Here is an 18604-nt window from a genome sequence, read left to right as displayed (position 1 = left end):
CTACCAGCCACGGTTGGCGTAGCGCTCGGCCTCGGGGAGCGTGTCGCAGTTGATGCCGACCATGGCCTCGCCGAGGTCGCGGGACGCGTCCGCGATGATCTTCGGGTCGTCGTAGAACGTGGTCGCCTTGACGATGGCGGCGGCGCGCTTGGCCGGGTCGCCGGACTTGAAGATGCCGGAACCGACGAAGACGCCCTCGGCACCGAGCTGGCGCATCAGCGCGGCGTCGGCCGGGGTCGCCACGCCACCGGCGGAGAACAGCACGACCGGGAGCTTGCCGAGCTCGGCGACCTCGCGCACGATCTCGTACGGGGCGCGCAGCTCCTTGGCGGCGGCGTACAGCTCGTTGTTGTCGTAGCCGCGCAGGCGGGCGATCTCGTTCTTGATCTGGCGCAGGTGACGGACGGCCTCGACGACGTTGCCGGTGCCGGCCTCGCCCTTCGAGCGGATCATCGCGGCGCCCTCGGCGATACGGCGCAGGGCCTCGCCCAGGTTGGTGGCACCACAGACGAACGGCGTGGTGAACGCCCACTTGTCGGAGTGGTTGACCTCGTCGGCCGGGGTCAGCACCTCTGACTCGTCGATGTAGTCGACGCCGAGGGACTGCAGCACCTGGGCCTCGACGAAGTGGCCGATGCGGGACTTGGCCATGACCGGGATGGAGACGGCCTCGATGATGCCCTCGATCATGTCCGGGTCGGACATGCGGGCCACGCCGCCGTCCTTGCGGATGTCGGCGGGGACGCGCTCCAGGGCCATGACGGCGACGGCGCCCGCGTCCTCGGCGATCTTCGCCTGCTCCGGCGTGACGACGTCCATGATCACGCCGCCCTTGAGCTGCTCGGCCATGCCGCGCTTCACGCGGGCGGTGCCGGTCTCGGGAACCTGGTTGTCGGAAAGCGTGGTGGACACGGGTGACCTCACTCGGTGGAAGAGGGTTGCTGCAGCATCGAGGTAACGGGACGGGACCAGGCCACATCAAGGGCCAATGGGGAGGCGGTGGATCGTTTTCCGGCCGTTGACCCGTGAACGTGGCCTAAGTCGCTCGTTCGGAGAGGGTTGTGGGCGGCTCGTCGTCCATCTCGAACGCCAACGGGAAGGGCGCATGGCCCGCCAGCCGGAACCAGCGCACCTTGCGATGCCGGCGCAGCGCGCGGGCCGCGCGTACGGCGTCGTTGTGGAAGCGCCGGGCCATCGGCACCCGGCGGACCGCCTCGGTCAGTTCCCGGGCCGCCGCCTCTCCCCCGGGTGCCTCCCGTACCGCCTCCACCTGCGCCGTCTCGGCGAACACGGCCCGCAGTGCCTGGCTCAGCTCGCTCTCGGCGACTTCCCGCTGCTCCTCCTCGGCCTGGCGGGCGGCGTGGGCCGCCTCGTACAGGACGATCGACGCGGCCGGGTCGAGCACCCCGGAGGTGGCCAGTTCCTGGGCCACCGAGGCGCGGCGCAGCAACTGCGCGTCGAGTGCGGCGCGGGCCGCGTCGATCCGGGCGTGCAGCCGGTCGAGCCGGCCCGCGGTCCAGCTCAGATAGAGACCGATCGCGAACAGGGCTACCGCGATCCAGATGAGTGTCGACGTCACGGGCCGCAAGGCTACCCGTGCCCGGCGGCGCCTTACGACCCGTACGAGAGCCCGTCAGTCCCGCGCCAGCCCCAGCCGCGCCAGCAGGCCCGTCGTCCGTTCGTCGTCCTCCGCGGCGACCGCCGTCGCGCCGGCTGTCACCGTCTCGTACACGGACAGGATGTCCGCGCCGACCGTCGACCAGTCGAACCGGCGTACGTGCACGCTGCCGCGCGCGCTGAGCCCGGCCCGTCGCTCCGGGTCCGCCAGCAGCCGCAGGGCCACCTCGGCTAGGGCGTCCGCGTCCTCGTTGGCGAACAGTTCGCCCGCCGCGCCCTGGTCCAGCACCTGGGCGAAGGCGTCGAGGTCCGAGGCGAGCACGGGGGCGCCGGCGGACATCGCCTCGACCAGGATGATGCCGAAGCTCTCACCGCCGGTGTTGGGGGCGACGTACAGGTCGACGCTGCGCAGGAAACGGGCCTTGTCCTCGTCGCTGACCATGCCGAGGAACTCCACGCGCGGGCGCAGTTCCTTCGGAAGGTTCTCGACCGCCTCCTCCTCGTCCCCGCGGCCGGCGACCAGCAGCCGGGTCTGCGGGCGCTCGGCGAGGATCTTCGGCAGCGCCTTCATCAGCACCGGCAGGCCCTTGCGCGGCTCGTCGATGCGTCCGACGAAGCCGATGGTGTCTCCCTGCCACTCGGGCTTGGGCTCGGCCCTGGCGAAGAAGTCGACGTCGACACCGTTCGGGATCACCACCGCGTCCCCGCCGAGGTGCTCGACCAGAGTGCGGCGGGCGTACTCGCTCACCGCGATCCGGGCGCTGATCTTCTCCAGTGCGGCCTGCAGGATCGAGTACGCGGCGATCATGGCCCGGGAGCGCGGGTTGGAGGTGTGGAAGGTGGCGACGATCGGGCCCTGCGCGGCCCAGCAGGCCAGCAGGCCGAGCGAGGGCGAGGTGGGCTCGTGGATGTGGATGACGTCGAACCGGCCGTCGTGCAGCCAGCGCCGCACCCGGGCCGCCGACAGGAAACCGAAGTTCAGCCGGGCCACCGATCCGTTGTACGGCACCGGCACGGCACGTCCGGCCGAGACGACGTACGGCGGCAGCGGGGTGTCCTCATCGGCGGGGGCGAGGACGGACACCTCGTGCCCGAGGCGGATGAAGTACTCGGCGAGATCGCGGATGTGGAACTGGACGCCGCCCGGCACGTCCCAGGAGTACGGGCAGACGATACCGATCCTCACGCGGTCCCCCCGTCGGCGGATCGGGCGGGATCGAGGTCCTTGAGCCACAGTCTCTGCAGCATGTGCCAGTCCTCCGGATGGTCGGCGATCCCCGTGGCGAAGGCATCGGCCAGCGCCTGTGCCATGACAGACGTCTTCTCGGCCCGCGTACCTGACTCGGGGACCTCGACCGGGGGATGCACCCGGCCCCGCATGACGGGTGAGTCGTCGTACCAGAGCGTCACCGGCAGCAGCAGCGCGCCGGTCTGCTGGGCGAGCAGCGCAGGTCCGGCCGGGATGCGGGTGGCCTCGCCGAAGAACCGGACCTCGACGCCGGAGGAGGACAGGTCCCGCTCGGCGACCAGGCAGACCAGACCGCCGTCACGCAGCCGCCGGGCCAGCGTGCCGAAGGCGGTGCCGCCGCTGTGCGGCAGGACCTCCATGCCGAGGCCCTCGCGGTAGGCGACGAAACGGTCGTACAGCGTCTCCGGCTTGAGGCGTTCGGCCACCGTCGTGAACGGTGTGTCCAGCTTGGTGGTGACCCAGGCGCCGGCGAGGTCCCAGTTGGCCATGTGCGGCAGCGCGAGGATGACGCCCTTGCCGGCCGCGAGGCCCTCCGTGAGGTGGTGCGCATCCTTGGGGTCGAAGCCGCCCTTGACGCGATCGGCGCTCCAGGCGGGAAGCCGGAAGGACTCCATCCAGTAGCGCAGATACGACCGCATGCCCGCGCGGGACAGTTCGGCGAGGCGCTCGGGGCTCGCATCGGGCACCACGCGCGCGTAGTTGCTCTCCAGCCGCAGCACACCCTTGCCGCGCTGCTTCCAGGCGAGGTCGGCGATGCTCCGGCCGAGGCGTACGGCGACCGGTTCGGGCAGCTTCTTGACCACGCCCCAGCCCAGGCCGTACAGCGCGTCGGTGACCCGGTCCTGGGCGCTCACTTCGCCGCCTCGCTCCCCCGCGTCTCCTCCTGGGCGGACGCAGCCTCCGCCTCTTCCGACTCCCGGCGGACCGTGACGACCCGCTGGATCAGCGTGACCAGGCTGCCGACCGCGACGATCCACAGGGCTACCGGCAGCAGGTACTGGATGCCGGGCACGCCGAACGTGTGCAGGCCCGCGAGGCCCGCCAGGACCAGGGCGATCACCAGGCGCTCGGCGCGCTCGACGAGTCCGTTCACGGCGACCGGCAAGCCGATCGATTCGCCCCGGGCCTTGGTGTACGACACCACCTGGCCGCTCGCCAGGCAGAAGATCGAGACCGCGCACAGCACGTTGTCGTCGCCGCCGCCCGCGTACCAGAGGGCGAAGCCGCCGAAGATCGCGCCGTCGGCGACCCGGTCGAGCGTGGAGTCCAGGAAGGCGCCCCAGCGGCTCGTGCGGCCGAGCTGGCGGGCCATGTTCCCGTCGACGAGGTCGGAGAACACGAAGAGCGTGATCACGACCGTGCCCCAGAAGAACTCGCCCCTTGGGTAGAAGACCAGCGCACCCGCGACCACACCTGCGGTGCCGAGGAGGGTCACCGTGTCGGGGCTGACGCCCCGCCGGATGAGAAACGCGGCGAACGGTGTGAGGACACGCGTGAAGAATGCACGCGCGTACTTGTTCAGCATGGCCTTCCCGAGGGTTCGGTGTGGCCGAGCGGCCCCTGCTGGCCGCCGGCTGGCCCATCGTAGCCACGCGCGCGTGTGGGCGACGGACGGGCACCCGCGGCCCGGCCCCGGGATGCGGTGGACGGCCCGCGACCGGCGGCGGGCGATGCGATCCCGTCCCTCGTATGGACGCACCGTGGCGGGAGTGGAAAGCTCGAAGAACACCGCGGGCGTCGCCGGAGCCGCCACCGCACGCGGACCGCGTGTCCGCGCCCACAGTGACCTCACCGTGCACGGGAGGCAAGGCCATGGGCGACAAGGCGAACACACACACCGGAGCCGCCGGCAGAGCAGCGGCGGCCGACCACCCCGCGTCCGTACGGAATGTGGTGCTGGTCGGCCACTCCGGTTCGGGCAAGACGACATTGGTGGAAGCCCTCGCGCTGACGGCGGGGGCAGTGAACCGGGCGGGCCGCGTGGAGGACGGCGGCACCGTCTCCGACTACGACGAGATCGAGCACCGTCAGCAGCGCTCGGTGCAGCTCTCCCTGGTCCCCGTGGAATGGGGCGGGTACCGGGTCAATCTTCTCGACACCCCCGGATACGCCGACTTCGTCGGAGAGCTGAGGGCCGGTCTGCGAGCGGCGGACGCGGCCCTTTTCGTCGTCTCCGCCTCGGACGGCGTGGACGGCTCGACCCGCATGGTGTGGGAGGAGTGCGCGGCGGTCGGTATGCCCCGGGCGATCGTCGTCACGCACCTGGAGGCCGCCCGCGCGAACTTCGAGGAGATGACCCGGATCTGCGCGGAGGCCTTCGGCGGCGACGACCCCGACGCCGTCCTCCCGCTCTACCTGCCGCTGCGCGGCCCGCAGGCACCGGACGGGCACGCGCCCGTGACCGGGCTGATCGGGCTGCTGTCGCAGCAACTGTTCGACTACTCCTCCGGGACGCGCAAGGAAGCCGAGCCGGGCGAGGACCAGCTGCCGCTGATCGAGGAGGCCCGCAACCGGCTGATCGAGGGGATCATCTCGGAGAGCGAGGACGAGACCCTCATGGACCGCTATCTCGGCGGCGAGCAGATCGATGTCAAGACGCTGGTCGAGGACCTGGAGCGGGCCGTCGCGCGCGGGGTCTTCTTCCCGGTGCTGGCCGCCGCACCCGCGGCCGAGGGCGCCCGTGCGGGACTCGGCACGGTCGAGCTCCTGGAGCTGGTCACCGGCGGTTTCCCGACCCCGCTGGAGCGGCGGGCCCCCCGGGTCACCACGCTGGACGGCGAGCCGCGTGAGCTGAAGCTGTGCGATCCGGACGGGCCGCTGGTCGCGGAGGTCGTGAAGACCTCGTCCGACCCGTATGTGGGCCGGGTCTCGCTGGTACGGATCTTCTCGGGCACCCTGCGTCCGGACGAGACGGTCCATGTCTCCGGGCACGGGCTCACGGACCGGGGGCACGAGGACCACGATGTCGACGAGCGCATCGGCGCCCTGTCGGCTCCCTTCGGCAAACAGCAGCGGGCGCTGACCCACTGCATCGCCGGTGATCTCGCGTGTGTGGCGAAGCTGAGCCGCGCGGAGACCGGGGACACGCTCTCGGGCAAGGACGACCCGCTGCTCATGGCGCCGTGGGAGATGCCCGACCCGCTGCTGCCGCTGGCCATCCAGGCACACAGCAAGGCCGACGAGGACAAGCTCTCCCAGGGGCTGGCCCGGCTGGTCGCCGAAGACCCGACCATGCGGCTGGAGCAGAACCAGAACACCCACCAGGTGGTGCTGTGGTGCCTGGGCGAGGCACACGCGGACGTCGCGCTGGAACGGCTGCGCAGCCGTTACGGCGTGCAGGTCGACGTCGTCCCGCACAGGGTCTCCCTACGGGAGACGTTCGCGGCGAAGTCGGCGGGCCGCGGCCGGCATGTGAAGCAGTCCGGCGGGCACGGGCAGTACGCCGTCTGCGAGATCGAGGTGGAGCCGCTGACCGGCGGTTCGGGCATCGAGTTCGTGGACAAGGTCGTCGGCGGGGCGGTGCCGCGCCAGTTCATCCCGTCCGTGGAGAAGGGCGTGCGGGCCCAGGCGGCCAGAGGAGTCGCGGCCGGCCATCCGCTCATCGACATCCGGGTCACGCTGCTGGACGGCAAGGCGCACTCGGTGGACTCCTCCGACGCCGCGTTCCAGACGGCCGGTGCGCTGGCGCTGCGGGAGGCGGCGGCCGACGCGAAGATCCATCTGCTGGAACCGGTCGCCGAGATCAGTGTCCTGGTCGGGGACGGCTACGTGGGCGCCGTGATGAGCGACCTGTCGGGGCGGCGCGGCCGGGTGCTCGGCACCGAACAGATCAGTGGCGGGCGGACGTTGGTCAGGGCCGAGGTGCCCGAGATCGAGATCGACCGGTACGCGGTCGATCTGCGTTCGCTGTCCCACGGCACGGCCCGTTTCAGCCGTTCGTACGCGCGGCACGAGCCGATGCCACCCCAGATCGCGGAAAGGATCCGCGAAGAGGCGGGCAGCTCTGCATAGTTGGTGACAGGCCCCACCAGTGACGTTCGCGGAACGCTCCCCTCCGCGTCGGCGGGCGGCTTCGGCCGTCCGCCGACGGTTGTCGGGGTGGCAGCAGACGGTTACTGGGGCGTCAGCAGACGGTTGTGGGTGAACCCCCGACGGATGTCGGGGCGACCGCCGACGGATGTCACTGCCTGCGGATACGCTGATGACCTGATCAACATGTGTGCGGAGCACGGAAGTCGGGAAGGCCGCAGGAGCAAGACCTGCGACGATCGGGGGCGGGAATGACCGTTGGGAGCGGTTACGCGGACATGTTCGGTCCGCAGGTGCCGCGCACGGGCGACGGGGGCCAGACGTCGACGTTCGCGCTGGCCTCGGCGGCTTATCGGGACAGTCCGGTGGAGGAGATCCTCAAGGCCAACAACGAGTGGCACAAGTCGGCCGTCAGCGGCGGCCGCAAGTGGACGAGACTCTTCCGGCCCAATCTGGGTGAGGCGTTCTCCGGGGCCGTGGTCTCCCGCATGCTCGGGGCCGGCCGCAAGCCGCTCATCCAGTCCTTCGGCGCCGAGCCGCAGGTCGTGGTCGAGCACTGCCTCGCCGCGAACAACATCCGCAGGGAACGGGACAACCTGCTCACCATCGTCATGGTGCTGTGCGGGCTGCTGTTCCTGCCCGGGCTGCTCATCTGGCTGCTGGTCTTCCAGATCCGCACGACGATCGCCAAGCAGGAGGGCAGGGCCGGCGCCCTGGCCACCGCACTGCTCGTCGGGGTGGGCGCCCTCGCGGTGATCTTCCTGGTCAAGATGCCGTTCTCGGGGTTCTGGGCCTGGTACGCGCGCGCGGCGGTGGTCCTGCCGGTGGTCGGCTGGTTCTGGGCGAAGCGGATCTGCGAGCGCACGGCGCAGGACCTGCGGGGCCGTTGGGACAGCCTGCTGTCCGGCAGCAGCATCGGGGCGAAGGTGCCTGAGGCGGTGCCGACCAGCCCCAAGCAGACGGCGGCCGAGCAACTGCGCCAGTCCCTGGCCACGTTGAGCGCCGAGCAGCAGTCCAACTCCGTCTTCTACGCCGGGCCCAAGGGCATACTCGGCATGGGCACCCGCTGGGGCAGCTGGCAGCTCGCCGAGGACCTGCTCCCCGCCGACCCCACCCGTGAGATCCACCCCTTCCGCAGCTGGGACGTCATTCGCGCGATCCACGACCAGCTGCGCATGCTGGAGCGCGGCCCGCTGAACACGGGCGGCTTCACGAAGGCGTCGATACGCCACTGGATCGTCACCCCCGTCGCGGAGAACGCGACGGCGGTGTCCCGGCCCGAGGGCACCGACGTGGACGCGTACCAGGTCAAGACGCACGCGATACAGGACATCTGCAACAAGCAGCAGTTCGGCGCGGGCGACCGGCACTATCTGGGCGTGCAGTGGACGCTGTGGGACGGGCAGCTGGTCATCACCATGCTGATCACGGTGACCGTGCTGCACGAGACCCTGCGCATCGAGGTGACCGGGCACGCGCTGGGTCCGGTGCACGGGCTGTTCACCTCGAAGCCGGAGGCCAAGGAGAAGGAAGTCACGAAGTCGGTGAAGTTCTGGGAGACCCGGAAGGTGAAGCTTCCGCTGGTCGACGCGGACGAGGTGGTGCGACTGGCGGCCCGGGCGCCCCTGACCTGGTATCCCCCGCTGCTCAACTGGCTCGGCGGCAACCTGACCCTGCCCGAGCCCTTCGGACTGCGGCACGCCTGGGCGGACAGGCCCTGGAGGCACCGTTTCATGGCCGACGACGCGCTGCGCGCCGCGACGCCGGTCCTGCGGGTGGTGCACTCGGCGGCGATCCGGGTCCTGAAGGAGAACGGCGTGGACACGGAGAAGTTCGGCGCGCGGTCGGCATCCCTCAGCGGGGCGGTACAGGACGCCTCGCCGAAGCAGGCGGACCTGTACGACGCGTAGGCCTCCGGCGGCGGGGCGGGGCGTACCTGCGGGTGGGCCGGCGTGGCCCCTCCCGGGGGCCACGCCCCGGCCCTCCTGCGGCGTGGACTGCGGTCTGGACTGCGCTCAGGCCCTCCTTCGCCCCGTCCGACCTCGTCCTCGCGACGCTGGACGGGCGGCCGGGTACCACGGGCACCCGCATGCCCGCGGCCTGGCGGCTTACGACGGCCAGGCCTGAGCCAGCATCTTCCTCGTGTCGGCCAGCAACTGCGGCAGCACCCTCGTGTGGCCGACCACCGGCATGAAGTTCGTGTCGCCGCCCCAGCGCGGGACGACGTGCTGGTGGAGGTGGGCCGCGATACCCGCGCCGGCCACCGAGCCCTGGTTCATGCCGATGTTGAAACCGTGCGCGCCGGAGGCGGTGCGCAGGGCGGCCATCGCCTGCTTGGTCAGCGCGGCGAGCTCGATCGTCTCCGCGTCCGTGAGTTCCGTGTAGTCGGCGACATGGCGGTAGGGCACGACCATCAGGTGACCGCCGTTGTACGGGTACAGGTTGAGCACGGCGTAGACCTGCTCACCGCGCCGGACGATCAGCCCGTCCTCGTCGGACTTGGCCGGGATGGCACAGAAGGGACAGCCGTCGTCGGCACCCGGGCCGGTCGGCTTGTTCTCACCCTGGATGTAGGCCATCCGATGGGGCGTCCACAGACGCTGGAACGCGTCCTGGGTCCCCACTCCCCGTTGCTGCTCCGGCTCACTCGTCATGCAGTGCAGCATATTGCTTCGCCTGTTCGCGGCGTGTCGTCGGGGTTACGGGACAACCGTCCCGGCCAAGCTGGGCCGATGGACGACGACAGCCGGACGGCACGCTGGGAGCGGCAGGCGGGGATTCCGCTCGGAGTCGCCTCACTGCTCTTTCTCGTCGCGTACGGAGTGCGCATTCTGGGAGAGGGGCTGCCCCAGCCTGTCCTCGATCTGTCTTCGGCGGTCTTGTACGGTGCCTGGGCGTTGTTCGTCGTGGACTACGTGGTGCGCTGGCGCCTGAGCGGCGAGGGGCCGGGTTTTGTCCACCGGCACTGGCTGGACTCGCTGGTCGTCGTGCTGCCCCTGCTGCGGCCGGTACGCATCGTGCGGACCTACGACGCCATGCAGGACCGCCGACAGAGGGAGCCCCGGCTGGCTCTGCAGGCACGGGTCATGCTCTACGCGGGCATGGCGTCCACACTGCTCGGCCTGTCCGCCGCCCTTGCCGAGTACTACTACGAGCACGCCGCCCCCGGCGCGTCGATCCGCACGTTCGGCGACGCGCTGTGGTGGGCGGCCTCCACGCTGGCGACCGTGGGTTACGGCGACGTCGTCCCCGTGACGACGATGGGGCGGCTGATCGCAGTGGTCCTGATGGGCTGCGGCCTCGCCCTGCTGGGCGCGGTGACGGGATCGTTCTCGTCGTTTCTGATGCAGCGGTTCGCACGTGCCGGGGACAACGTGAGGCCCCCGGGACGATGACGTCACGGGGGCCCACGGCACGTACGCGTCAGACCTGCGCCCGCTCCTCCACGACCTTCGCGATCTTCGCGATGGCCTCGTCGACCGGGATGCCGTTCTCCTGCGAGCCGTCGCGGTAGCGGAAGGACACGGACCCGTTGGACATGTCCTCGTCGCCCGCGATGACCATGAAGGGCACCTTCTGCTTCTGGGCGTTGCGGATCTTCTTCTGCATCCGGTCCGAGGAGGAGTCGACCTCGACCCGCAGGCCCTGCTTCCTCGCCGCGGCGGCGAACTTCTCCAGGTACTCCACGTGCCCGTCACCAATCGGGATGCCGACCGCCTGGACCGGCGCCAGCCATGCCGGGAAGGCGCCCGCGTAGTGCTCCAGGAGCACCGCGAAGAACCGCTCGATGGAGCCGAAGAGGGCGCGGTGGATCATGACCGGACGCTGCTTGGAGCCGTCGGGCGAGGTGTACTCGAGCTCGAACCGCTCCGGCAGGTTGAAGTCGAGCTGGATGGTCGACATCTGCCAGGTGCGGCCGATGGCGTCCTTGGTCTGGACGGAGATCTTCGGGCCGTAGAAGGCGGCGCCGCCCGGGTCCGGGACCAGGGGCAGGCCCTGCTTCTCGGCGACCTCGCGCAGCGTCTCCGTGGCCTCTTCCCAGGCCTCGTCGGAGCCGACGAACTTCTCCGGGTCCTTGGTCGACAACTCCAGGTAGAAGTCGGTCAGACCGTAGTCCCGCAGCAGGCCGAGGACGAAGGTGAGCGTCTTGTCGAGTTCCTCGGACATCTGCTCACGCGTGCAGTAGATGTGCGCGTCGTCCTGGGTGAAGCCGCGGGCCCGGGTCAGACCGTGTACGACGCCCGACTTCTCGTACCGGTACACGGTCCCGAACTCGAAAAGGCGCAGCGGCAGTTCACGGTAGGAGCGGCCACGCGCGTCGAAGATCAGGTTGTGCATCGGGCAGTTCATGGGCTTGAGGTAGTAGTCCACGCCCTCGTCGAGCTGCATGGGCGGGTACATGCCGTCGGCGTACCAGTCCAGGTGGCCCGAGGTCTCGAAGAGTTTCCCCTTCGTCGCGTGCGGGGTGTAGACGAACTCGTAGCCCTCCTCCTCGTGGCGGCGGCGCGAGTAGTCCTCCATGACCCGGCGGATGATGCCGCCCTTGGGGTGGAAGACCGCGAGGCCGGAGCCGATCTGCTCCGGGATGGAGAACAGGTCGAGCTCGGAGCCCAGCTTGCGGTGGTCGCGCTTCTCCGCCTCGGCGAGGAAGTCGAGGTGCGCCTTCAGCTCGTCCTTGGTCGGCCAGGCGGTGCCGTAGATGCGCTGGAGCATCGGGTTCTTCTCGCTACCACGCCAGTAGGCGGCCGCGTTGCGCATCAGCTTGAACGCCGGGATGTTCCGGGTCGACGGCAGGTGGGGACCGCGGCACAGGTCCTTCCAGCACAGGTCGCCGGTCTTGGCGTCGAGGTTGTCGTAGATGGTGAGCTCACCGGCGCCGACCTCGACGTCCGCGCCGTCGTCGGAGGAGGCCGAGCCCTTGAGGCCGATCAGCTCCAGCTTGTACGGCTCGTCGGCCAGTTCCTCGCGGGCGGCCTCGTCGGTGACCACGCGGCGGGAGAACTTCTGTCCCCGCTTCTGGATCTCCTGCATCTTCTTCTCGACGGCCTTGAGGTCCTCGGGTGTGAACGGCTTCTCGACGTCGAAGTCGTAGTAGAAGCCGTCCTTGACCGGCGGGCCGATGCCCAGCTTGGCCTCGGGGAAGAGTTCCTGCACGGCCTGTGCCATCACGTGCGCGGTGGAGTGGCGCAGGATGTCGAGACCGTCCCCGGAGGAGATCTCGACGCCTTCGACCTCCTCGCCCTCGGACAGGACATACGACAGGTCCTTGAGCTCGCCACCCACGCGCGCGGCGATGATCGAACGCTCGCCGGCGAAGAGCTCGGCGGCCGTGGTGCCCGTCGTCACCACGCGCTCGTCCCGCTCGGAATCGCGTTGGATGACCACACGGACGTCTGACACCGGTCTCTCCTGACTGAAGGCGGATTGCGGCGCCATACCGGGAGCGCGCGCATGCCCCGGATCGTACCGACCCGGGGCCCCCGACCGCTAAACGGATAAACCTCAGCTCCGATGACCTCAGCTCCGGCTCCCCGGTCCACCCCCACCTCAGTCGCCTCCGCAGGCCCCCTCGAAGCCTCGGTCACCTCCACAGGCCCCTCGTAGCCCCAGTCACCTCCGGCATGTCTCGTCGAAGCCTCAGTCCCCTCCGCAGGTCTCCTCGAAGAAGGCCGTGATCTCCGCGGTCTCCTGCAGGACCTTCATCAGTCGGTCCCGCTCCGCCTCGTCCACCTGCACCGGTTCGACCCCGGAGGCGTCCGTCAGCCGTCGGAACCCGCCACGGCTCTCCAGCCGGCCGAGCACCCGCACCGGCAGCCCGACGAGGTGCGCGTGCCCGGCGATCCGGTAGGACTCCTCGTCCAGGGTCAGCCGGACGTGCGGAACCTCCGCGCCGGCGATCACCCGCAGCCGCACCGAACCCTCCCCGCGCGGCCCGGACCTGCGCATCCGGACCACGGCCCCGGTGATCCGCGCCGGCACGGAGGGCTCCTCGCGCAGATAGCGGGCGCCGGCCTCGCGCAGTACGGGCAGGTCGCCGGGCGAGAACTCGACGGGCTCGCCGCCCGCCGCGCAGTCCTCGGGAACACCGGCGGCGGGCGCCCAGTCGACGGCGACGCGGGCCCCTTCCGTACCCCGCACGAGAGCGATCAGCGCCTCCGTGAGCTCACGGCTCACGCCTGCCTCCACGGCGCCGTCGAAGGCGTCCATGCCGCCGGTGGCCCGCTGGTAGTCGATGGCCTCGCGGGCGGCGTACAGGGCCTGATGCAGGCGTACGGCCAGTGGGCGGGCGGTGTCGACGGGGGCGAACGCGGTCAGGCGGCGGCCCTCGGCCGCGGCGCCGACGAGCACGTTCTCCAGGGACCCGGCGGCGGTACGCCGGTAGCGGGCGCCGTAGTAGCCCGCACGCGCGCGCGTGGCGAGCGCTCCGGCGAGCAGCATCTTCCGGGCGGCTGTCCGCAACTGCTCCTCGACCGTCCAGGGAGCGGCGCCGGCCGGTCCGGTGGGGACGTCGCGCCACCAGCGGATCTCGTCACTGGGCACCGCGAGACAGACCAGCACCTCGCGCGCGGAGGGCGCCCCGCTGCGGGACAGCGCGAGGAGCGCCTCGCCGAGCAGGTCGTCACTGTCGGGAAAGGCGCGGCTCTCAGGGACCAGCAGGCTCATGCCGCCGCCCGGTGCGGGCGGGGTCCAGCGGCCGTAGCGCCCGGCCGCTCCCCCGCGCCGCTGCCAGCCGTGCCGGTGCAGCAGGGCACCGAGTACGGCGGGGTCGACCTCGGCGGGGTCGGGGGGACGGGTCCAGGTGACGGCTGCCTGGTCGACGGAGTGCGGCCGGACGGGCCGCAGTGGCTCTTCCAGCGGGCGGTGCGTCATGGTCTGCCTCCGGTCCCGACCCGCGTCATGATCTCGCAGAGCGCCCGGTCGTCGAAGATGCGCGAGGTCGGTATCCGCACGGTGGTCCGGGTCCGGCCGGTGACCGGGTGACCGGCGAGGTTGACCCAGTAGCAGCAGTGCCTGAGGTCGAGCCCGTCGTGGCCGGCGCGCAACCAGTCGTCCTGGGATCTCGGCACGAGCATCACCACGAGGATCTTGTGCACCGAGACCGGGCTGCGGGCGAGCTTGCGCAGGTGGTCGTTGTCGAGCGTGAAGGAGAACGTGCGTGCGGGAGGGTTCGGCGGGATCTGGTAGGTGCACTTCAGCTGCACCTTGATGGTGACTTCGTCGTCGACGGTGTGCGCGGGCGAGCCGTGACTGAGGTGCCAGTCGATGCCGTTGTCCGGAAAGGGCTGCGACAGCGAGCAGCCGGCCGCCGCCGCGACCGCGTGCAAGTAGCCCACCTGCAAGGTTTCCATGCAGGCGGTGGTGGCGAGTGTGCCGCGATGGGGGCCCGTGCGTTCGGGCAGCAGCCCGCCCCGCTCGGGCTGCGCTATCGCCATGAGCAACAGCCTTCCAGGACAAGTGAGATGCCCAGACCTGGGCCGAGTGGATCCCGCGTCGGTCCACTGAACTGCATGGACCCGTAGTTCTGTTGTGTCCTTCCGGCGTACGGCGCAAACAGCCCGGGTATCACCAAACGGGGCAGACGACGGGGCGTCAGCTGCCGTGGGTGAACGAGGGGTTGGGTAAGTATGTCTAGCTGGTACGAAGGGCCACTGGCCGCTTTCGACACGGAGACCACAGGCGTGGACGTGGAGACCGACCGGATCGTGTCGGCCGCCGTCGTCGTCCAGGACACCCCGGGGGCCCGGCCGCGGGTGACCCGGTGGCTGGTGAACCCCGGCGTGCCGGTGCCCGCCGGGGCGACGGAGGTACACGGACTGACGGACGAGCATCTGCAGCGCAACGGCCGCTGGCCCGCTCCGGTGATGTACGAGATAGCGGAGAAACTGGCCGAACAGGCCCTGGTGGGACGTCCGTTGGTGGTGATGAACGCACCGTTCGACCTGACGATCCTGGACCGGGAGTTGCGCCGACATCGCACCTCGTCCCTGGACCGCTGGTTCGAGGCCTCCCCCCTGCTCGTGCTCGACCCGAGGGTCCTCGACAAGCATCTGGACCGCTACCGCAAGGGCCGTCGCACCCTCACCGACCTGTGCGCGCACTACGGCGTCTCGCTGGAGGGCGCGCACGACGCGGGGGCCGACGCACTGGCCTCGCTGGATGTCGTACGGGCGGTGGGGCGCCGGTTCGCGGCGCGGCTGGAGCGGCTGAGCCCGGCGGAGCTGCACACCCTGCAGGCGGTGTGGCACGCGGCACAGGCGCGCGGCCTGCAGGCGTGGTTCGCCCGCAGCGGCACGGAGGAGACGGTGGATCCGGCGTGGCCGCTGCGACCGGACATGCCGGCCGCGGCGTGAAGAAGGCCGGTCCGCCTCAGGCGGACCGGCCTTTCCCGGTGGGCGATACTGGGTTCGAACCAGTGACCTCTTCGGTGTGAACGAAGCGCTCTCCCACTGAGCTAATCGCCCGGGAACGAACTGAACAATACAGGTCCCCGCGGGTTTCCTTCAAACCGTTCCCAGGTAGCCGGCCAGTCCGCGCCGCCCGGCCCGCATCATCAGCCGGTGATTGGCACGGAAGACCGGCCGTCCCGGTACGGCGAACCGCCTGAGCAGCGGCTTGCCGACGTCGACCACCTGCTCGTAGCGAGCCAGGCTGCCCGTGCCGTCCACGGTGACCGTCCAGCGCGCCCAGCCGTCGATGTCCCCGGACAAGGCGCTCTCCAGGACCCCGGCCACCGGATCGCGCCGCACCTCACGGGCGGTGAAGGTCATGTCGTACGGCAGGAGGGAGCGGATGCGGACGACACCGGTCGTGCCGTCGATCCGGGTCACCTCGCGCACCTGGCGCCACCAGCGCGGATAGTCCTCGACCGCCTCCAACGCGTGGTACACGGCGGCGGGCGCCGCGGCTAGGCGCCACCGGCTGCGGAAGCGGTAATGGGTCCAGTCCATGATCGGAGTCTGCCCGTCGGCGGGCGCGGTGAGCCATATCTGAGTACAACCTGAGTACCCACACTCATGCCGTACGACGTGACGCGCACCACACTCGACGGTATGACGCATATTCCGCCACCGGCCGAGGAGTTGCGACTCCTCGACGCCGAGCTGTGGCGACTGGACGCCCACCGGGCCCAGTTGTTGACCCGGCGCGCCTGGCTGGTCACCACTCTACAGAAGCCGCATAAGCCGCATATGTCACAGAAGCCGCAGTCTGCGCCGGCGCTCGTGGCCCCGCCGCGGCCGGAGACCTCCGCCCCGAGCGTGCAGAACCTGCTCCTTCTGCTCGGCGGCGTCCTGCTCACCATCGCCGCGATGGTGTTCACACTGGTCAGCTGGGGTCACCTGGGGATCACCGGGCGGGCCCTGGTACTGGGCGCGGTCACGCTGGCCGCGCTCGCCGGGCCGGCGGTGCTGCTGAAGCGGGGGTTGCGCTCGACGGCCGAGTCGGTGGCGGGCCTCGCCGCCGCGCTGACGGTGCTGGACGCGTACGCCCTGCATCAAGCCGCCCTCGCGGGGGTCGACGGCACGGGATACGCGGCGGTCGCGACGGCCGTACTGGCGGGGGTGTGGGCCGCCTACGGTCTGCTCCCGGTCACAGCAGGGATGCGGCTGCCGCTCCCCGCCGCGCTGGTCGCGGCCCAACTTCCGCTGCTGCTCTGGGCGGTCACGGCGGACGCGGGGCCCTACGGGGTCACGGCCGCGCTCCTGGTGACGGCCGGGGCCGACACGGCGGTGGCGCTTCGGACGACCGCCCTTTCCCCGCGGGTCGTCGCCGCCGTCGGCGCGTACGGCACGGGTGCCGGGGGCGTCCTGGCCGCCGGATGGCTGTCCTGGACGGCCGCCGGCCCGAGCGCCGCCGCCCGTGCGGCGGCGCTCCTCCTCCTGGCGGCCGCGATCGCTCTGGGCGCCGCCTGGCGGAGCCAGGACGAAAAACGAGCCGTCGGTCTGGCCGTCGCCTCGGGGCTGATCGCGGTCGGCGCGATCGGCGGTGCGGCGCGCCCCGCCCTGCCTGAGGTGTGGACGGTGCCGGTCCATCTGGCCTGCGGGTTCGCCCTGTTGGCGGCGGTGCGGGGCGGTGTCCTGCCGGACGCGGTGCGGCACGGTCTCGCGTGGGCCTCCGGCGCGGTGCAGGCGCTCGCCGTGCTGTGGACGCTGCCCGTCCTCGCCGTCGCGCTGCTGGGTCCGGCCGGCTGGGCGACCCGCGCGTGGACCGGGGCACCCTCGGACTCCCGGGCCGCGGTGACGGTGGACGTGCCCTGGCCGCCGCACGCGACGACGGCCCCTCTCGTCCTGACGGCCGTCGCGACCGTGCTCGTCCTGACGGTCCGCGACGCGACCTGGCGCCCGCGAGCCCTGACGGGCGCGCTGGGACTGGCCTGGGCCACGGCTGCGATCCTTCCGGCCGTGCTCGAACTACCTTACGGGGTAGGCCTGTTGGTCCAGGGATTCGTCATCGCTGCGGCCGTGGGAGCAGCGGGAGCCGTACGTCGAGCGGCAGCAGCATCCGCACCCGCACCCGCACCCGCACCCGCACCAGCACCAGCACCAGCACCAGCACCAGCACCAGCACCAGCACCAGAGGGTACGACGGCGGGTGTCCCCACCCCGTTCACACCGGAAGTCACTCCGCCACAGCCCACCGCGCCGACAACCGACGTACATCACTTCCTGCCCGCCGAGCTCACGGCCCTCGTCCTCGCACTGGTCAGCTCGCTCAGTCTCGCCTCGCTCTCCCTTGCCACACAGACCGCGACCCTCACCGTGCTCTCCGCCCTGACCGCGCTGTGCGCGGCCGCCTCCTGGCAGTCGCGCCTCACGCCCGTCACGGCCCCGGCCGCCCTCGTGCACGCCGCCGCGCTCGCCTGCGCGACCGGTGCCGCCGCGGGTTGGCCGGCCGCGCACACCGCCCTGCTGGTCCTCGTGGTTCCAGCCGTCGCGGCGCTCCTGGCGGCACGGCTCGGCGGCTCCTCGGCGACCGTGCCGGTCGAGGCGGCGGGCGCGGCGGCCGGCCTGCTCGCCGTGACCCTCGCCCTCACCGACCTCCCCCTGCTCGCCCTCGTCCTGGCACTGTGCGCGGTGATCACCGCCGGCACGGCCGTACGCCCGGACCGGCGCCCCCTCGGCTACGCGGCCACGGCCCTCTTCGTGCTGGCCACCTGGGTCCGCCTGGCCACCTGGGACGTCGGCGCCCCCGAGGCGTACACCCTCCCGGTCACCGTCCCGGCGCTACTCATCGGCGTGCTGCGCAGGCGCCGCGATCCACAGGCGTCCTCCTGGACGGCGTACGGCCCCGGCCTGGCCGCCACCCTGGTCCCGAGCCTCGTCGCGGCCTGGAGCGACACGCACTGGACGCGCCCGCTGCTCCTCGGCGGCGCGGCACTGCTGGTCACCCTGCTGGGCGCCCGACACCACCTCCGGGCACCGCTGCTGCTCGGCGGCTCGGCGCTCACCCTCCTCGCGCTGCACGAACTCGCCCCGTACCTCGTGCAGATGACCGGCATGCTCCCCCGTTGGGTGCCTTTCGCCCTCGCCGGACTGCTGCTGCTCGCACTCGGGGCGACGTACGAGCAGCACATCCGGGACGTCCGACGGGTGCGGGAAGTCCTGGACAGGATGAACTAGTGCCGCATCAGGCAACGTTCGCCCTGTCGTGACGCGCCGTCCGGGTGCTGTACCGGGCAGCGTGTGGCTGTCAGGGTGTGTCGGTGGCAGA

The 18604-nt window shown here is 71.1% G+C and carries 14 protein-coding genes, 1 tRNA gene and 1 pseudogene; 5 read left to right on the top strand and 11 right to left on the bottom strand.

Features of this window, described 5'->3' with window-relative positions; translation table 11 throughout:
• The 5 genes and pseudogenes from pdxS to pgsA form a co-directional block, all read right to left on the bottom strand.
• On the bottom strand, positions 1-912 hold the full coding sequence (pdxS, locus tag M2271_RS18360; protein WP_280888326.1) for a pyridoxal 5'-phosphate synthase lyase subunit PdxS: 912 nt from the start codon (positions 910-912) through the stop codon (positions 1-3).
• Positions 913-1036: 124 nt separating this feature from the next.
• Positions 1037-1579: a hypothetical protein gene (locus M2271_RS18355; RefSeq protein ID WP_280888325.1), complete on the bottom strand. Its 543-nt coding sequence runs from the start codon at positions 1577-1579 to the stop codon at positions 1037-1039.
• Positions 1580-1633: 54 nt separating this feature from the next.
• The gene (locus tag M2271_RS18350; RefSeq protein ID WP_280888324.1) at positions 1634-2803 is read right to left on the bottom strand and encodes a glycosyltransferase family 4 protein; all 1170 of its coding nucleotides are present in this window, start codon (positions 2801-2803) and stop codon (positions 1634-1636) included.
• On the bottom strand, positions 2800-3720 hold the full coding sequence (locus M2271_RS18345; protein ID WP_280888323.1) for a phosphatidylinositol mannoside acyltransferase: 921 nt from the start codon (positions 3718-3720) through the stop codon (positions 2800-2802). The genes M2271_RS18350 and M2271_RS18345 overlap by 4 nt, the downstream gene beginning before the upstream one ends.
• Positions 3717-4449 (bottom strand): annotated as a pseudogene (gene pgsA / locus M2271_RS18340) (phosphatidylinositol phosphate synthase). Before pgsA ends, M2271_RS18345 begins: the two are co-directional and overlap by 4 nt.
• A 229-nt stretch (positions 4450-4678) precedes the next feature.
• On the opposite strand from pgsA, the gene M2271_RS18335 reads away from it, so the two are divergent.
• The gene (locus tag M2271_RS18335; protein WP_280888321.1) at positions 4679-6877 is read left to right on the top strand and encodes an elongation factor G-like protein EF-G2; all 2199 of its coding nucleotides are present in this window, start codon (positions 4679-4681) and stop codon (positions 6875-6877) included.
• Between the two features lie 269 nt (positions 6878-7146).
• Positions 7147-8805: a hypothetical protein gene (locus M2271_RS18330; RefSeq protein WP_280888320.1), complete on the top strand. Its 1659-nt coding sequence runs from the start codon at positions 7147-7149 to the stop codon at positions 8803-8805.
• 198 nt (positions 8806-9003) lie between these two features.
• Here M2271_RS18330 and M2271_RS18325 read toward each other — a convergent pair whose 3' ends face one another.
• The gene (locus tag M2271_RS18325) at positions 9004-9561 is read right to left on the bottom strand and encodes an HIT domain-containing protein (protein ID WP_280888319.1); all 558 of its coding nucleotides are present in this window, start codon (positions 9559-9561) and stop codon (positions 9004-9006) included.
• Between the two features lie 66 nt (positions 9562-9627).
• On the opposite strand from M2271_RS18325, the gene M2271_RS18320 reads away from it, so the two are divergent.
• Positions 9628-10290: a potassium channel family protein gene (locus tag M2271_RS18320; protein WP_280888318.1), complete on the top strand. Its 663-nt coding sequence runs from the start codon at positions 9628-9630 to the stop codon at positions 10288-10290.
• Positions 10291-10318: 28 nt separating this feature from the next.
• Here the strand turns inward: M2271_RS18320 and thrS are convergent, their stop codons facing one another.
• The 3 genes from thrS to M2271_RS18305 form a co-directional block, all read right to left on the bottom strand.
• Positions 10319-12295 carry a threonine--tRNA ligase gene (gene thrS / locus M2271_RS18315; protein ID WP_280888317.1) on the bottom strand — a complete coding sequence of 659 codons (1977 nt, stop codon included), beginning with the start codon at positions 12293-12295 and terminating at the stop codon, positions 10319-10321.
• Positions 12296-12532: 237 nt separating this feature from the next.
• Positions 12533-13765, bottom strand: a complete 1233-nt coding sequence (locus M2271_RS18310) for a hypothetical protein (protein WP_280888316.1) — start codon at positions 13763-13765, stop codon at positions 12533-12535.
• The gene (locus M2271_RS18305; RefSeq protein ID WP_280888315.1) at positions 13762-14328 is read right to left on the bottom strand and encodes a DUF4365 domain-containing protein; all 567 of its coding nucleotides are present in this window, start codon (positions 14326-14328) and stop codon (positions 13762-13764) included. The genes M2271_RS18310 and M2271_RS18305 overlap by 4 nt, the downstream gene beginning before the upstream one ends.
• 192 nt (positions 14329-14520) lie before the next feature.
• On the opposite strand from M2271_RS18305, the gene M2271_RS18300 reads away from it, so the two are divergent.
• Complete coding sequence (locus tag M2271_RS18300; protein ID WP_280888314.1) at positions 14521-15246, top strand: 3'-5' exonuclease; 726 nt, start codon at positions 14521-14523, stop codon at positions 15244-15246.
• A 39-nt stretch (positions 15247-15285) separates the two neighbouring features.
• Here the strand turns inward: M2271_RS18300 and M2271_RS18295 are convergent.
• Both M2271_RS18295 and M2271_RS18290 read right to left on the bottom strand, forming a co-directional pair.
• Positions 15286-15357: transfer RNA gene (locus M2271_RS18295), tRNA-Val, on the bottom strand.
• A 39-nt stretch (positions 15358-15396) separates the two neighbouring features.
• Complete coding sequence (locus M2271_RS18290) at positions 15397-15843, bottom strand: SRPBCC family protein (protein ID WP_280888313.1); 447 nt, start codon at positions 15841-15843, stop codon at positions 15397-15399.
• Between the two features lie 102 nt (positions 15844-15945).
• Here M2271_RS18290 and M2271_RS18285 point away from each other — a divergent pair, with 102 nt between their 5' ends.
• Positions 15946-18513 (top strand): hypothetical protein, encoded by a 2568-nt coding sequence (locus M2271_RS18285; protein ID WP_280888312.1) that lies wholly within the window; start codon positions 15946-15948, stop codon positions 18511-18513.
• The last annotated feature ends 91 nt before the right edge of the window (positions 18514-18604 follow it).

Origin of the sequence: Streptomyces sp. LBL, assembly GCF_029893585.1 — a bacterium.
Classification (GTDB): Bacteria; Actinomycetota; Actinomycetes; order Streptomycetales; family Streptomycetaceae; genus Streptomyces.
The sequence above is the reverse complement of the archived record's forward strand: the minus strand, read 5'-3'. Positions and strand labels throughout refer to the sequence as shown.

What these genes read in the sequence shown, in the direction of transcription:
- M2271_RS18335 (WP_280888321.1), top strand. Translation starts at nt 4,679, where the DNA reads ATGGGCGACAAGGCGAACACACACACCGGAGCCGCCGGCAGAGCAGCG.
- M2271_RS18330 (WP_280888320.1), top strand. Translation starts at nt 7,147, where the DNA reads ATGACCGTTGGGAGCGGTTACGCGGACATGTTCGGTCCGCAGGTGCCG.
- M2271_RS18325 (WP_280888319.1), bottom strand. Translation starts at nt 9,561, where the DNA reads ATGCTGCACTGCATGACGAGTGAGCCGGAGCAGCAACGGGGAGTGGGG.
- M2271_RS18320 (WP_280888318.1), top strand. Translation starts at nt 9,628, where the DNA reads ATGGACGACGACAGCCGGACGGCACGCTGGGAGCGGCAGGCGGGGATT.
- M2271_RS18310 (WP_280888316.1), bottom strand. Translation starts at nt 13,765, where the DNA reads ATGACGCACCGCCCGCTGGAAGAGCCACTGCGGCCCGTCCGGCCGCAC.
- M2271_RS18305 (WP_280888315.1), bottom strand. Translation starts at nt 14,328, where the DNA reads ATGGCGATAGCGCAGCCCGAGCGGGGCGGGCTGCTGCCCGAACGCACG.
- M2271_RS18300 (WP_280888314.1), top strand. Translation starts at nt 14,521, where the DNA reads ATGTCTAGCTGGTACGAAGGGCCACTGGCCGCTTTCGACACGGAGACC.
- M2271_RS18290 (WP_280888313.1), bottom strand. Translation starts at nt 15,843, where the DNA reads ATGGACTGGACCCATTACCGCTTCCGCAGCCGGTGGCGCCTAGCCGCG.
- M2271_RS18285 (WP_280888312.1), top strand. Translation starts at nt 15,946, where the DNA reads ATGACGCATATTCCGCCACCGGCCGAGGAGTTGCGACTCCTCGACGCC.